This window comes from Hymenobacter cheonanensis (assembly GCF_030581075.1).
Lineage (GTDB): Bacteria > Bacteroidota > Bacteroidia > Cytophagales > Hymenobacteraceae > Hymenobacter.
Genome location: NZ_JAUQSW010000015.1, coordinates 40807 through 55583 on the forward strand (window position 1 = coordinate 40807; position 14777 = coordinate 55583).

A 14777-nucleotide genomic window follows, 5' to 3' on the forward strand; every position below is an offset into this window, starting at 1 on the left:
GCCCGCCGGCCGTAGGTTTGCCGGATGGACATAGCGCAATGGCTAGCGGATGGGTGGGAATGGGTCGATGCGTCGATAACGCGCGTGGCGGCCCGGCTGGGGCGGCTGCGCCCGCTGCACCTCGATGTGTACCGCAGCTACGGCACCCCGCACCGCTTCTACGTGAAGGGCCGCCTGCTTGCCGACCGCGGCCTCACGCCCCAGACCGATGCCGACTCGCCGTGGCGCAACTTCCAGGCCATGTACCGGCGCTTCAACAGCCGCGAAATACCCGGCGCTGAGGTCGTTATCTCGCTACCCAACCACCTGGAGCTGCCCGTCGTCACGGGCAACACCGGCTACTTCACCCTGCGCCTCGACCCGCCCGCGCTACCGCCCTCGGTCGAGTATTTGTGGCACCCGGTGCCGGTGCGCCTCACCAAGCTGCCCCCGCGGTTTCTGGGGCTGCTGGGGCAGGTCGAGGGCACGGCGCAGGTGCTTATTCCGCCGCCCACGGCCGAGTTTGGGGTCATCTCCGACCTCGACGATACCGTGATTGTGACCAAGGCCACGCACATTTTGCGGATGCTGCGCACCGTACTGCTGCGCAACGCCCACTCGCACGAAACGCTGGCGGGCGTGGCGGCCTTTTACCAGGCGCTGCTGCGCGGCCTCAGCGGCCGGCCCGACAACCCCTTTTTCTACGTCAGCTCGTCGCCCTGGAATCTGTACGACGTGCTCGATGACTTTCTGCGCCTGCAAGGCGTGCCGCCCGGCCCGCTGCTGCTGCGCGAAACCCTGCTGGGCCGCACGCCCGGCTCGGAGGCAAAACCTACCGCGGCCTCGCCCCACCACGGCCATAAGCTAAAGGAAATCAATCAGATACTCGATACGTATCCCGACCTCACGTTTATTTTACTCGGCGACAGCGGCCAGCAGGACCCCGACATCTATACCGAGGTAGTGCGCACGCACCCCGGGCGCATTCGGGTAGTGTACATCCGCGACGTGGGCGTGCCGGCCCGCGCCGCCCGCGTGGCGCCCCTGGCCGAGGCCCTGCATCGCGACACCGGCGTGGCGCTGCTGCTGGTGCCCGACTACCTGGCCGCCGCCACCCACGCCGCCGCCCACGGCCTCATCACGGCCGAGGGGCTGGCGCAGGTGCGCGCCGAGCACGGCTAGCCTTACTTTTGCCCCGTGGCGCATTCCGTACAATCTCTTCTTCCGCCGTGGCGCACGGTTTTTCGCGTGGCGCTGCAAACCGTGGCGGCGCTGTTTCTGCTTACCGTGACGTGGGTGCTGCTCTACCGCTGGGTGGCGCCGCCCGCCACCTGGCTTATGCTCGACCGCCGCGCCCACGCGCCGGTGGGGCTAGGGTACATCGGCATTCAGGCCGACCCACGCCACGCGCACTACAATTTTACCTCGCTCGATGAGGTGGCTCCCAGCATCCCGCTGGCCGTGGTGGCGGCCGAGGACCAGCGCTTCCTCATCCACCACGGCTTCGACGTGGATGGCATGTGGAAGGCCGCCCAGTACAACTGGCACCGCGCCGATGGCAAGCCCGTGCGCGGCGGCTCTACCATCTCGCAGCAGGTGGCCAAAAACGTGTTTCTCTGGCAGGGCCGCTCCTACGTGCGCAAGGCCGCCGAGGCGTACTTCACCGTCCTCATCGAGCTGCTCTGGAGCAAGCGCCGCATCATGGAAATGTACCTGAGTGTGGCCGAGATGGGCGACTGCACCTTCGGCGTGGAAGCGGCCAGCCAGCGCTATTTCCACAAGCCCGCCCGCAACCTCAGCGCCCCCGAAGCGGCGCTGCTGGCCGGCGTGCTGCCCAACCCGCTGCGCTTTCGGGCGGGCCAGCCCGGGCCGCAGGCGCGGGCCAAGCAGCTGCGCGTGCTGCGCAACATGCGGGCGCTGGGCGGCACCGCCTACGTGGCTACCTTGCTGAACCGCTAGCCCTTACGCCCTGGCACTTCACTTATACCTTTTGCCGCCAAGCTTATGCTGAACACGCTGCTGCTCGCCCTGGCCCTCGCCGCGCCGCCCACCCCACGCCAGGCCATTGCCCAGGTGCTCACTACCCAAACGGCGGCCTGGAACCGGGGCGACATTCCCGGCTTCATGGCCGGCTACTGGCACTCCGACTCGCTGGTGTTCATTGGCAAGGGCGGCGCTACCTACGGCTGGCAGCCGACCATAGCCAACTACCAAAAACACTACCCCGACGCCGCCCAGATGGGCAAACTTGATTTCAGCCAGCTGCGCATTACGCCCCTCGCCCCCGACGTGGCGCAGGTAGTGGGCCACTGGCACCTGGCCCGGCCCAGCGCGGCGGCCGGCGATGCGCAAGGGCAGTTTCTGCTGATTTTCCGCAAGCTAAACGGCCAGTGGGTTATCGTGGCCGACCATTCGAGTTAAGGTGGGCTAGCGGCGGGCCGTGTCCTGAATCATAATAGTACCGAGCGGGTAAGTCTTGGTTAGCGGGCTAGGCTCTTGCAAAAGCCACACCCCAACGGTGGTGCCGATGGGCGTGCGGGCCAATTTTATTTCCGCAATGCTGGCCGTAGCGATGCACAGGGCGCCGTTAGCTGGCAAGTCGTTAATGGTATAGCTTATCGGCCCCTGCACTCGCAGTTGACGCCCTAGCTGCGCCAGCGTTTGACTTTTCAGGCGCCTTTTCTTCTTCAGCCTTATCGCTATCAAACCGTTCCTATCCAAGCCGCGCCATTGGATAGGTGTGGTGGCATGCATGGAATTGCCGCCCTTGTAAACAATAACTCTTTTGATATTAGCAGGATTGAGCTTGTTTAAGTAGGCATAATCAGTTAGCAATTTTGAGTTTATTACTAGTAGTGGCATTGGCGGCAACACCGAAACCAGGCACCGCCTAGCTATTGGTGCTGCACTGGCCACCGGCGCAACTGTGTGCCCGGTGCTCTCACTAGAGGCAGCGGGCCACACAAGCCGGGGCTGAACTGGCTGCACTGGCGTAAGGTCTGCCTGTTGAGCCAGACTAGGCCGGACAAGCAGACTGAAGGCCAGCACCAAGGGGCTGAGGTAACGAAGCAACGCCATGGGAATATTTTTTGGCAAAGTAGGGCGGGTAGCCTTTAGCAGCAAGCTAAATCTCGCAAACTACTCGGCACGCCTAACATATTTCCGCAAGCTTGCGTATCTTTGCGCTGCGTTTTAATCTTTTAACAACCAGTGCTCATGAAGAAGACAACTGCCCTATCGTCGTTGCTGCTGCTCGGCAGCCTGGGTTCGCTTCGCTACCTGCGGGCGCAGCTGGCCAACCTCAATCTGACCTTTCACCTGCACGGCGAAGAGGACCATTACTACCTCTAGCCCACCGGGTTTCCCACCATACTTGCCTGCAAAGCCTCGCCCCCGGCGGGGCTTTTTGCGTAAGAAGCGGCTAGCAGTGCCGACCTTCGCGGCCTCATTTCCTCATTTTTCACGCCTGGCCGGCTCTGGCGAGCCGGCGCATTTACGCTCATTTACCCGTGACGCTCGACACCAATCAACAGCAGGTCAGCTACATCATCGGCCGCGACCTGGCCCGCAACTTTGCCCAGCAGGGCCTGGAGCTGGATATCGACACCCTGGCGGCTGCCCTTAAAGAAGGCCTCTCGGGCCAGCCCAGCCGCCTGACCCAGGAGCAAATGCAAGCCGCCATGCAGCAGCTGCAAGAGCAGCTCGGCGGCGGTGAAGACGACGATGACGACGCCCCCCAAAACCCCAATGCCATGAACAACAAAGCCGAAGGCGAAGCCTTCCTCGCCGAAAACGCCCAGAAGCCGGGCGTAACCACCCTGCCCAGCGGCCTGCAGTACGAAGTGCTGACCCAGGGCACCGGCCCCAAGCCCACCCTGCGCTCGTCGGTAACCACGCACTACCACGGCACGCTCATCAACGGCAACGTGTTCGACAGCAGCTACCAGCGCGGCCAGCCGGCTACCTTCCCGGTGAATGGCGTAATCGCCGGCTGGACCGAAGCCCTGCAGCTGATGCCCGAAGGCTCGAAGTACCGCCTCTACATCCCCTCGGACCTGGCCTACGGCAAGCGCGGCGCGGGCCGCGACATCGGCCCCGACTCGGCGCTGATTTTCGACGTGGAGCTGCTTAAAGTAAACAACTAAGCAGCCGTGCCAGACGGGGATGTACCGGGCGAGGCGCCCCAGGCGCCCGCCCCCCTAGCGGGCGCCACGGCCACCGCTGCTACCGCCCCCACCTGGGTACGGCACAGCACGGCCGTGCCCGCTAGCCCCGTTTTGGCCGCGCCTGCTGCCCCTAGTCCGCCACCGGTCGCGCCCGCGCCGGTGGCGGCTTTGGTAGCAGCCAGCCCGGCGGATGAACCGGCGGCTACCGACGCGGCACCTGCCCTAGCGGCCGAAGCCGAGGCGCTGCCGCCCCCTGCTCCTACCATCAGCAGCACCGATGGCCGCCTGACCCTGACTGATACCTCGCTCACGGTGCTGGGCCACACCTACGGCCTGCGCGAGCTGGAGCGGGCCGAAGTACAGCCAGTGCGCTGGCTGCTGTGGTACCTACTGGGCGGGCTGGGGCTAGCCATTGTGCTGATTCTGTTTTTAAATAACTGGCTACGTACGCTGCCTACTATGGCCGGGCTGCTGGCCACGGCGCTGGTGCTGCTCTATGGTCACCGGGGCACCAACCGGCTGCGGCTGGTGCTGCTGGGCCGCGAGGCTGTGCACTTTGCCCTGCCCGGCGATGCCGATGGCTGGCGGCGCCTGGTGGGCGAGCTAAACCGCCGCGTGCACCGCGCCCACGACCAGGCCGCCGCCGAAGCCGCTAGGCTGCTGGCCGCCCTGGAAGCCGAGCGTGCCGCCGCCGCCGAGGCAGCCAGGCAGGCCGAAGCGGCACAGTGGGCCCCCGACCCAGCCATTTCGGACGCGCCTGCGTAAAGCCGGCCGTCGCACCTTCTTACTTTTACCGCGTCACCGGGCTTTACGCGCTGCTTTTTGACTAAGTAATTACTCCGTTACCTCATGAGTTCTAAATCTTCGCACACCGCCATCTCCGGGGCCGGGCTGCTTATTGCGCTCGGTATTATTTATGGCGACATTGGCACCTCGCCTCTGTACGTGATGACCTCCCTCATTAAGAGTGGGCACGTGCCGGGCCTGATTGACAGAGACTTAGTCCTCGGCGGCATTTCGTGCGTACTCTGGACGCTCACGCTGCAAACCACCGTCAAGTACGTGCTGCTCACCCTCAATGCCGATAATAACGGCGAGGGCGGCATTTTTTCGCTCTACGCCCTGGTGCGGCGGCGGGGGGCCTGGCTGTCGGCGGTAGCCATTATCGGAGGGGCGTCGCTGCTGGCCGATGGGGTTATTACGCCGCCCATCTCGGTATCGTCGGCGGTAGAGGGCATGAAGGCGGTGTTTCCGGGCCTCACGCAGGACATTATTGTCTACATTGTTATCGGCATTATCGCGGGGCTATTCCTGCTCCAAAGCTTTGGAACCCAGATAGTAGGCAAAGCCTTTGGCCCGATTATGTTTCTCTGGTTTACCATGCTGGGCGTGCTGGGCAGCATGTGGATAATTAAAAATCCGGTCATTCTCAAGGCCATCAATCCTTACTATGCCTATCAGCTGCTGGTAAATTATCCGGGGGGGTTCTGGCTGCTGGGGTCGGTATTTCTGTGCACTACCGGGGCCGAGGCCCTGTATTCCGACCTGGGCCACTGCGGCAAGGGCAACATCCGCATCAGCTGGACTTTTGTAAAGACTACCTTGGTGCTCAACTACCTGGGCCAGGGCGCCTGGCTGCTGCTGCACGTGGGCGAGCCGCTCGGCGATACCAACCCCTTTTATGCGCTTATGCCGCACGGGTTCCTCATTTTTGGTATCGGGCTAGCCACGGTGGCGGCCGTTATCGCCTCGCAGGCCCTCATCACCGGCTCGTTTACGCTGGTGGCCGAGGCCATTCGCCTGAATATGTGGCCCAAAGTGCGCCTCAACTACCCTACCGACGTGAAGGGACAGCTCTTCGTGCCCAGCATGAACCGGCTGCTGCTGATTGGCTGCATCGGGGTGGTGCTGCACTTCCGCGAGTCGGCCAATATGGACGCCGCCTACGGCCTGGCCATCACCCTCACCATGCTCATGACCACGGTGCTGCTTACCGTCTGGCTCTGGAAAGTGAAGCGGGTAGCCCTGCCCCTGGTGGCCCTGTTTGTGGTAGTGTATGGGCTGATTGAGGGCTCTTTCTTGGTGGCTAACCTGCTCAAGTTTCCCAAGGGCGGCTACGTATCGCTCATGATTGGCACGGCGCTCATGGCCGTGATGTACGTGTGGCTCAAGGCCTACTACATCAAGCGACGCCTCACCGACTTCGTGAAGATGGAGCCTTACATTGAGCCGCTCAAGCAGCTCAGCAACGACGACTCGATTGGCAAGTATGCCACCCACCTCGTGTTCCTGACCTCGGCCGAGCGGGCCAGCGAGATTGAGCAGAAAATCATCTACTCCATTTTCCAGAAGCGACCTAAGCGGGCGGATATCTACTGGTTTATCCACGTCGATACCACCGACGAGCCGTACACGATGGAGTACAAGGTGACCGAGCTGGCGCCCGACGACGTGTTCCGCATTAACTTCAAGCTGGGTTTCCGGGTGCAGCAGCGCATCAACCTGTTCTTCCGCAAAGTGGTGGAGGACCTGGTGCGCAACAAGGAAGTGGATATCACCTCGCGCTACTCCTCGCTGAGCCAGCGGCACGTGGTGGGCGATTTCCGCTTCGTGGTGCTGGAAAAATACCTGTCGGTCGAGAACGACTTCCCGACCCAGGAAAAGCTCGTGATGCAGGCATACTTCTACATCAAGCAGTTCATCTCGGGCGAGGCCCAGTACTTCGGCCTCGACACTTCTTCGGTGAAGATGGAGAAAGTACCGCTGGTTATTGCCCCGGTGCGCGAAGTGGCCCTGACGCGGGTGAAATAGCCGCCAGGTACCTGATAGCACAAGAAAGCCTGCCTGCCCGGCAGGCTTTTTTCGTAAAAGAGGGGCTGGCTGTCGCGACTTTTTGGTTGCAGACTGGCGCTACAGCCAGCGGCCCCGGCCACTACTAGCCTCCGGTAGCGGCCAGCATACCTTGTCAAAACAAGTAGGCCTGGCAACTGGTAGTTTGCCGATACTGCCTGCCGCTGGGATAAAACAGGCACTACCTTTGTTTTAGCGCATCTACCGGGCCGCTTATTGCCCTTTGCATTCATGAAAAAACTACTGTTGGCAGGCATGGTCCTGCTTGGCGCCACGCAAGCCAAAGCCCAGATTCTGACGCCCGTACACTGGAGCTACGCCGCCAAAAAAATCAGCCCCACCGAGGCCGTGGTGTTCCTGAAAGCCACCATCGACGCGGGCTGGCACGTGTACTCGCAAAACGTGAAGGACGGCGGCCCGGTGAAAACCACCATTAAGTTTGACCCCTCAAAAGCCTACACCCTGGTGGGCGCGCCGCAGGAGCCCAAGCCGATTTCCAAGATGGAAAAGACCTTCAACATGGAGGTGAGCTACTTCACTAACTCGGTTATTTTTCAGCAGAAGGTGAAGCTCACTGGCAAGGGCCCCATCACGGTGAAGGGCAACCTGGAATTTATGGCCTGCAACGACGAGAAATGCCTGCCGCCCGATGAAGTGGCATTCAGCATTCCCGTAAAATAACTTCTTTTGTAATGCGCGTAACCAATTTAGCAGGAGCCACTAGGCTCCTGCGCTCGTTAAAGGCCCCGGCGGCCTGGCTGCTAGGGCTGTGGCTCCTGGTTGGGGTCTTTGCCGGGCAGCCCGCCCAGGCCCAGGATACCGTTTCGACGGCCGATATTCAGTTTACCCCCGTGGAGGAGGCCGCCCCGCCGGCCAAGGCTGCCGATACGGCAGCCACCGCAGTTGCCCCGGCTACTGCCAGCCCGGCGGCCACGGCCGCCAGCCCGGCCGCCGCTGCCGAGGCCAGCCAGCCGGCCCAGGCGGCGCCCGCGCCGGTAAAATCTTCGCTGTGGGTCACGTTTCTAGCGGGCCTGCTGGGGGGCTTCGCGGCGGTGCTGATGCCCTGCATTTTCCCGCTGCTGCCCATGACGGTGAGCTTCTTCACCAAGCGCTCGGGCACGCGGGCGCGCGGCATTCGCAACGCGCTGGTGTACGGGGCCAGCATCATCGTTATTTACGTGGCGGTGGGGCTGCTGATTACGGTGCTGTTTGGGGCCGATGCGCTTAACAACCTGGCTACCAACGGCATTTTCAACTTCTTCTTCTTCCTGCTGCTGGTGGTGTTTGGGGCATCGTTTCTAGGCGCGTTCGAGATTATGCTGCCCACGGCCTGGGCCAATAAAATGGACGAGAAGGCCGACAGGGGCGGCCTGGCGGGCATTTTCTTTATGGCTGCCACGCTGGCGCTGGTGTCGTTTTCGTGCACCGGGCCCATCATCGGCACCTTACTGGTGCAGGCCGCTACTATGGGCCAGCTGCTGGGGCCGGCCGTGGGCATGTTTGGCTTTGCGCTAGCCCTGTCGCTGCCGTTTACGCTGTTTTCGCTGTTTCCGGGCTGGATGGCCTCGCTGCCCAAGTCGGGCGGCTGGCTCAATTCGGTGAAGGTGACGCTGGGCTTTCTGGAGCTGGCGCTAGCCCTCAAGTTCTTGTCCAACGTGGACCTGGCCTACCACTGGCAGTGGTTCGACCGTGAGGTGTTTCTAGTGCTGTGGGTAATTATTTTCGGGATGATGGGGCTGTATTTGCTAGGCAAGCTGCGCTTCTCGCACGATAGCGACCTGCCGTTTATCACGCTGCCGCGCTTGTTTTTGTCCATCATCGTCTTGTCCTTCACTCTGTACCTGGTACCGGGCCTGTGGGGCGCGCCGCTGCGGGCCGTGTCGGCCTTTCTGCCCCCGCAGGACACCCAGGATTTTGACCTTTACACACCTACCCTGCTGGCCCCGGCTGGCACGGGCAGCGCGGCACCCGCTGCTAGCACCGCCCCCCACAAGTACGCCGATTTGTTCCATGCGCCGCTCGGGCTGCCGGCTTTCTTCGACTATGATGAAGGCATGGCCTACGCCAAGCAAGTGGGCAAGCCGGTGCTCATCGACTTTACGGGCCACGCCTGCGTGAACTGCCGCAAAATGGAAGCCAATGTGTGGCCCGATAAGCAGGTGCTGCCGCTGCTGCGCGACAAGTACGTACTCATTCAGCTCTACGTAGACGATAAAACCGAGCTGCCCGCCGCCGAGCAAACCGTGTCGAAGCTCAGCGGTAAAACCCTCAAAACCATCGGCAATAAGTACAGCGACCTGCAAGCCAGCCGCTTCAACACCAACTCGCAACCCTACTACGTGCTGCTGGGCCGCGAGGGCCAGGTGCTGGTGCCGCCGCAGGGCGCCGACTACGAGGTGGCCGACTTCGTAAACTATCTCAATAGCGGCCTGAAAGCCTACTAGTTACCTACTAGCACCTCCTGTTAAGCAAGAGCCCTGGCTGGCAAGCTTTGCTTCAGTTCAGGCCGCACGCACGTATTTAGCCCTCTCCCAATGGAATACTATCACGACCTGATTCGGAAAGCATATGCGGCTTTCAACGCCCGCGATATTCCAACCGTTCTCACCACCCTTCACCCCGAGGTCCGCTGGTCGAAGGCGTGGGAGGGCGACTATGCCACCGGCCACGACGAGGTGCGCGAATACTGGCTGCGCCAGTGGCAGGAGCTGAACCCGCAGGTGATGCCAACCGGCTTCAAGGAGCGCGAAGACGGCCGGCTGGAAGTTGCCGTGCATCAGATAGTAAGAGATAAGCAGGGCCAGCTGTTGTTCGATGGCCCGGTAAAGCACCTCTATACTATTGAGGATAAGCTGTTCAAGCAGATGGATATCGAGCAGGTATAACCGGGTATTTCACCTTACTAAAAAGCCCTCCTGGCCGCTAGGGTCAGGAGGGCTTTTTGGTTTTAGGGCAACATCACCGCAAGCTGTTACTTGCCCAGCCACTTGGCCAGCAGGCGCAGTTGGTCGGGGGTGGGGCTAGCCACGGGCTGAATCTGGTAGGTGCGGTCGGGGTCGGGCTGCAGGGTCAGGCTAAGGTCGTGGGTGAGGGCGCCGTGCTTAACCTGCATTTTCAGGGCCGTGCCGGGCGCGGTGCCGAAGAGCGCCTGCTTCACGGCATCGTCGGTGGGCGCGGCGCCGTTGAGCTGCTGCACCTCATCGTTCACGTTGAGGCCGCCGGTCCAGGCGGTGCCGTCGCGCTTCACGCTCGTTACCACGTAGTGGCCGTTGCGGTTGGCGATGGTGGCGCCCAGGCTGCCGTTGGGGGTCGCGGGGGTGCTGTTCAGGGCCAGGCCCACGTAGCCCAGGGCGGTGGCGTAGTCGAGGGTGCGCGCCTCGTACACGTAGTTGCGGAAGAAATCGTCGAAGCGCCGGCCGGCTACTTCGGCCACCGCGTCCTGGTACTCCTGGTCGGTAAAGCCGCGCTTCAGGCCTTTGTAATATTTATCGTAGAGCAGGCGGAACACGTCGTCGATATGCTTCTGGCCGTTGGTGGCCTGCACAATCATGAGGTCAAGCACCATGCCCACCATCTCGCCCTTGTCATAGTAGCTGATTTCCGAATTCTTCGAGTTTTCATCGGGGCGGTAGGCCCGAATCCAGGCGTCGAAGCTCGCCATGGCTACCGGCTGTAGCTTGTTGCCGGGCTGGTTCTCGACGCCCCCCAGCACGGTAGCCAGTTGGTCGTAGTACTGCTGGGCGGTATAGAAGCCGGCGCGCTGGGCAATCTGGTTGGCCATGTACTCGGTCTGGCCCTCGCTTACCCACAGCATGTGCGTGTAGTTCTCGTGGTCGTAGTCAAACGGCCCCAGCGCCACCGGCCGAATGCGCTTCACGTTCCAGAGGTGGAAATACTCATGGGCCACCAGGCGCAGAAAATTCTTGTAGCCCGCCTCCGACGAGTACGTACCCGGCCGCGCCCCCAGCGTGGTCGAGTACAGGTGCTCCAGGCCGCCGCCACCCGTCTCCAGGTGGTGCACGATGAAGAGGTAGTGGTCGAGCGGATTCTGGCCTACTACGCGCTGGGCTTCCTCGGTAATCTTTTTCATGTCGGCCAGGAAGCGCGGCTCGTCGGGCAACGTGTAAGGCCCATACATGGCCATTTGGTGCGGCGTATTATTAGCGCTGAAATTCAGCACTTTCTGGTTGCCCACTTCAATCGGAGAATCAGCCAGCTCGTCGTAGCTGGCCGACTGGTACACGAACTTCTGCATGCCCGGCGCGGGGCGCAGGGCGGTGCTCACGGTGGCCCAGCCGGCGGCGGGCTGCACCGTTACCTGGCTAGCCATGTTTTTGGCCAGGGCCGGGTACATGAAGATGCTGCTGCCGAGCGCAAAGCCGTGGTCGGCATCGATAAAGCTCGTGCGCACGCTGATTTCGTAGGCATACACCCCATAGTCGACCCGGAACGTGCCCTGGCCGGCGTGGTGCACGCGCCAGGTATTTTTGTCGAGCTTCTCCACGGCCAGCGCCTGGCCATTGGCGCCCTGCGCCCGGAAGCGCTCGACGTGGCGTGCAAACTCGCGCACCAGGTACGAGCCCGGCGCCCACACCGGCATTTTGAGGTCAGTGTATTCCTGGCCGAAGCCCTGCAAGTCCATCCGCACCTCGAAATAGTGCGTTTGGGGCGCGGGCATGGCGAGCGTGTAGCGCAGGCTGCCGCCAGCCACGCTGGCGGGTGCCGGGGCCGATGTGGCAGCGGCGCCCGGCTTTACCTTGATTTTAGTTTTGATTTGGGCGGCGGCGGGCACGGCCGCCAGCAGGCCGGCCACGGCGGCCAGGCGGCAAAAGGCAGATGTAGATGCGAACATGGCCACAAAGTAACGTCGCCAACCGGGCCGGCCGCTGCATCTGCTAGGCCGGCGGCAAGTCAACTTCCTGCCCAGCCCCGCCGTTAAGCGAGCTAGGCCGCCGCTGCGGCTGCTTTTATATGCGTAGTATCTGGTTGATTTTTGGTTGTTTACTGCTGGTACTGCTCGGGCTACGCTTCTGGCTGCCCCGGCGCGCGGCCAAGCCGGCGGCCGGCAGCGCACCCACGGCGCCGGCGGTAGTGCTGGTGGCCCAGCACTTGGCTAGCCCCCGCCCCGCCCCCACGGGGCAGCGCGATAGCATCGTGCGCTTTGCCCTGCGGCAAGTAGGCACACCTTACACCTGGGCGGGCACCAGCCCGCTCACGGGTTTCGACTGCTCGGGGTTTATCACCTACGTGTTCGGGCGGTTTGGCGTGCCCACGCCCCACGCCACGGCGCTGCTCATCGGGGCCGGCCAGGCGGTGCCCCGCGCGCAGGCGCAGCCCGGCGACATCGTGGTGTTCAACGGCACAGCTGAGGGCAGCACTACGCCCGGCCACGCGGGCATTGTCATCTCGGCGCTGGGCGAAACGCCGCTGCGCTTTGTACACGCCTCGTCGGCCCGGCGCGAGTCGGGGGTTAAAATCAGCCAAGTCGAAAACTCGGGCTACGAGCGGCGCTTTATGCAGGTGCGGCGCGTGCTGGGCGCTAGCCCGGCCGGGCCGGCGGCCACCACCCCGAGAATAGCCGCAGCTTCGAGCCGGCCAGAGCTAGCCCGCCCGCCGGCGCCCGTAACCTCGCTGCCCGCGGCTTCGCCCAAGGTAAAGGTTGACCTGGCCGCAACGCTGCCAGCCAGGGTTGCCCCGGTCCCGGTTCGGTTACGCCCCCACGCCAGGGCTACCGCCAAAGCAACTGCCACGCGCAAACGGCCTACCCCGGCTAGGCACGCCGCTGCCCAAAAGCTAGTAAGCAGCAAAAAGACTACGGCCAAAAAGCAGCCAACCGGCCAAAAAGCACTTAAGGCAGCGGCCCAAACAAAGCCAGCGCATCACTCGGCAAAACCAAAGACCCGCTAAAAAAACGATGCCCGACCGGCCCACCGCGGCGCGCTTGCGCGCGCCAGGGGGCTAGTCGGGCATCTAATCCTTCAAATCTTACCGAGCGAGAGCGCTGGGGTGCAGCGCCGCCGTCTCACAGTAAGACCTGTCCAACGAAAGGGGGCCGCAATACTGCAGCGCCCTCCGCCGAGCTGTGTGTTTAGGCGAGTACGGCGGTGAGGCGTACTACATTGGACAGGCTCGGCAGGATTTGGTTGGGACTACTAGACATTTTGTACCTCCTTTCTTTATGGTTCCACATAACCCTGGGGTTGCTGCCCAGCAAATTAGGGCGGCTCGTCCGGGGCCGTAGCACTCGCTACTGGGTGTTAAAGTTAATTGCCGGGGGGTAGGTTCCAAGCGTTCCCGAGTATTTTAGGGGGCCGGGGACGACGTTTACGGCAGTTGACTGAAAGTCAAGCATATTAATTTTGATTTGTCGGCGCTCTTTCTGGGCCCGGCGCCCACGGCCGGCCAAACGCCGCCGGCCAGGGCCCGGCCGGCGGGGGCGCGCCAAACTGGCCGCATACTTGCACCTCCTGGTTTATTCCTCTTTTTTCCAGTAGCTTTCCTGTCTCATCCACCCTTCACTACTTCTTCACTCTTTTTTGACAATGTACAAGTCTCTCTTTTTTCTGCTGGCGCTGTGGCTTGGGGCGGCTAGCCTGCCTGCCCACGCCCAAACCCTCTCGCCGCTGGGCATCTGGACGAATGCCGAGAAAAAGGCGACGTTCGAAATCTATAAGTGCGGCGATAAGCTCTGCGGTAAAATCGTGAGCCTGACCATCCCCAACGACCCCGCCACCGGCAAGCCCAAGCTCGACACCCAGAACCCCGACCCCAAGCTGCGCACCCGCCCGCGCCTGGGCCTGGTATTCATGCAAGGCTTTAATTATGAAGATGATAACAAGTGGGACAACGGCAAGATATACGACCCCGAAAGCGGCAAAACCTACTCGTGCTACATGAAGATGGAGTCGGCCAATACGATGGAAGTCAAAGGCTACATTGGCTTCTCGCTCATTGGCAAATCGCAGACTTGGACGCGGGTAAAATAGGTGCGCCCGTGCACTAGCCTGCTTCTGGCGGCAGCGGCCTTTCCTGCGGGAAGGGCCGCTGTTTTTTTGCCGGGCGGCGGAGCCGCTCGCCCCGCGCCGCCCGAAACTATTTGCCGGAGCCCGTGTTTTTCACCCGTTCAGGTTGCCTTTTTTACTGTGCTTCACTTCATCCACCAGCTTTTTCAGCGGCGCCGCAGCGGCGCGGGCCCCGATTGGCAGCCCGCCGCCACGCCCACGCCCGCCCAGGCCCGGCGGCACGCCGCCTGGGTAGCGGAGCGCGTGTATCGCAACTGGCTGGGGCCCTACTTTAAGGCCTACCACCTGCGCAAGGGCGGGGCCGGCGGGCGGCGGGGCTACCGCGTAGATTTGCTGCACGAGAAGGGCCGCCAGGGGGCGTTGTTTTTTTATGACCCTAGCATTGGGCCGGGCAATTTCGAGCACCTTTATCAGTTGCTGGGCGAGCGCATTGGGGCCCTGGGTTACCACCGCGCCTGCCACGACCGCCGTCAGCGCCGCCACGAGCAGCTGCGCGAAAACACGATAAAGCAGCTTTTCAAGCCCGACCCCACCGACTGCACCGAGAGCGGCCGCTGCAACCAGCGCTACGGCCTCATCACCCTCGACCTGGTGGTGGTGAACGACCGGCCGCTCTTTATTCGCCTCAGCACCAACCCCGTGCACGAGGCGCACTTTACGCCGCCGCAGTCGTTTGAGGCGCTGCTGCAAACGGTTTTCGACGAGCCGGTGGCCGATGCGGCCATTGAGCAGCGCATTGCCGAGTACTACGAGGGCTAGC

General features: G+C 62.5%; 15 protein-coding genes. 13 read left to right on the forward strand and 2 right to left on the reverse strand.

Annotated features, from left to right (window positions below):
* Window positions 1-24 precede the first annotated feature (24 nt).
* From Q5H89_RS21750 to Q5H89_RS21760, 3 genes are read left to right on the forward strand one after another with little or no spacing between them, the layout of a single operon-like run.
* Window positions 25-1161 (forward strand): App1 family protein, encoded by a 1137-nt coding sequence (locus Q5H89_RS21750; protein ID WP_305021439.1) that lies wholly within the window; start codon window positions 25-27, stop codon window positions 1159-1161.
* Between the two features lie 15 nt (window positions 1162-1176).
* Window positions 1177-1938 carry a monofunctional biosynthetic peptidoglycan transglycosylase gene (gene mtgA / locus Q5H89_RS21755; RefSeq protein WP_305021440.1) on the forward strand — a complete coding sequence of 254 codons (762 nt, stop codon included), beginning with the start codon at window positions 1177-1179 and terminating at the stop codon, window positions 1936-1938.
* A 45-nt stretch (window positions 1939-1983) separates the two neighbouring features.
* Complete coding sequence (locus Q5H89_RS21760; RefSeq protein ID WP_305021441.1) at window positions 1984-2400, forward strand: YybH family protein; 417 nt, start codon at window positions 1984-1986, stop codon at window positions 2398-2400.
* Between the two features lie 6 nt (window positions 2401-2406).
* On the opposite strand, the gene Q5H89_RS21765 is transcribed toward Q5H89_RS21760, so the two are convergent.
* The gene (locus Q5H89_RS21765) at window positions 2407-2814 is read right to left on the reverse strand and encodes a hypothetical protein (protein WP_305021442.1); all 408 of its coding nucleotides are present in this window, start codon (window positions 2812-2814) and stop codon (window positions 2407-2409) included.
* Between the two features lie 381 nt (window positions 2815-3195).
* Between Q5H89_RS21765 and Q5H89_RS21770 the strand changes: the two genes are divergently transcribed.
* The 7 genes from Q5H89_RS21770 to Q5H89_RS21800 all read left to right on the forward strand — a co-directional run bounded on the left by Q5H89_RS21770 (window position 3196) and on the right by Q5H89_RS21800 (window position 9880).
* Window positions 3196-3330: a hypothetical protein gene (locus Q5H89_RS21770; protein WP_305021443.1), complete on the forward strand. Its 135-nt coding sequence runs from the start codon at window positions 3196-3198 to the stop codon at window positions 3328-3330.
* 158 nt (window positions 3331-3488) lie between these two features.
* Window positions 3489-4124 (forward strand): FKBP-type peptidyl-prolyl cis-trans isomerase N-terminal domain-containing protein, encoded by a 636-nt coding sequence (locus Q5H89_RS21775; RefSeq protein WP_305021444.1) that lies wholly within the window; start codon window positions 3489-3491, stop codon window positions 4122-4124.
* Window positions 4125-4130: 6 nt separating this feature from the next.
* Complete coding sequence (locus Q5H89_RS21780; protein ID WP_305021445.1) at window positions 4131-4910, forward strand: hypothetical protein; 780 nt, start codon at window positions 4131-4133, stop codon at window positions 4908-4910.
* A gap of 84 nt (window positions 4911-4994) precedes the next feature.
* Entirely contained in the window at window positions 4995-6956 is a 1962-nt protein-coding gene (locus Q5H89_RS21785; protein ID WP_305021446.1) for a KUP/HAK/KT family potassium transporter, read from the forward strand.
* A 270-nt stretch (window positions 6957-7226) separates the two neighbouring features.
* The gene (locus Q5H89_RS21790; protein ID WP_305021447.1) at window positions 7227-7676 is read left to right on the forward strand and encodes a protein-disulfide reductase DsbD domain-containing protein; all 450 of its coding nucleotides are present in this window, start codon (window positions 7227-7229) and stop codon (window positions 7674-7676) included.
* An 11-nt stretch (window positions 7677-7687) separates the two neighbouring features.
* Window positions 7688-9439: a protein-disulfide reductase DsbD family protein gene (locus Q5H89_RS21795; RefSeq protein ID WP_305021448.1), complete on the forward strand. Its 1752-nt coding sequence runs from the start codon at window positions 7688-7690 to the stop codon at window positions 9437-9439.
* Window positions 9440-9529: 90 nt separating this feature from the next.
* Window positions 9530-9880 (forward strand): nuclear transport factor 2 family protein, encoded by a 351-nt coding sequence (locus tag Q5H89_RS21800; protein WP_305021449.1) that lies wholly within the window; start codon window positions 9530-9532, stop codon window positions 9878-9880.
* A gap of 86 nt (window positions 9881-9966) precedes the next feature.
* On the opposite strand, the gene Q5H89_RS21805 is transcribed toward Q5H89_RS21800, so the two are convergent.
* Window positions 9967-11847: a M61 family metallopeptidase gene (locus Q5H89_RS21805; protein ID WP_305021450.1), complete on the reverse strand. Its 1881-nt coding sequence runs from the start codon at window positions 11845-11847 to the stop codon at window positions 9967-9969.
* A gap of 119 nt (window positions 11848-11966) precedes the next feature.
* Between Q5H89_RS21805 and Q5H89_RS21810 the strand changes: the two genes are divergently transcribed.
* The 3 genes from Q5H89_RS21810 (at window position 11967) to Q5H89_RS21820 (ending at window position 14776) form a co-directional block, all read left to right on the forward strand.
* Window positions 11967-12902: a C40 family peptidase gene (locus Q5H89_RS21810; RefSeq protein WP_305021451.1), complete on the forward strand. Its 936-nt coding sequence runs from the start codon at window positions 11967-11969 to the stop codon at window positions 12900-12902.
* A 635-nt stretch (window positions 12903-13537) separates the two neighbouring features.
* Window positions 13538-13981: a DUF2147 domain-containing protein gene (locus Q5H89_RS21815; protein ID WP_305021452.1), complete on the forward strand. Its 444-nt coding sequence runs from the start codon at window positions 13538-13540 to the stop codon at window positions 13979-13981.
* Between the two features lie 156 nt (window positions 13982-14137).
* Window positions 14138-14776: a hypothetical protein gene (locus Q5H89_RS21820; protein WP_305021453.1), complete on the forward strand. Its 639-nt coding sequence runs from the start codon at window positions 14138-14140 to the stop codon at window positions 14774-14776.
* Window position 14777 lies beyond the last annotated feature (1 nt).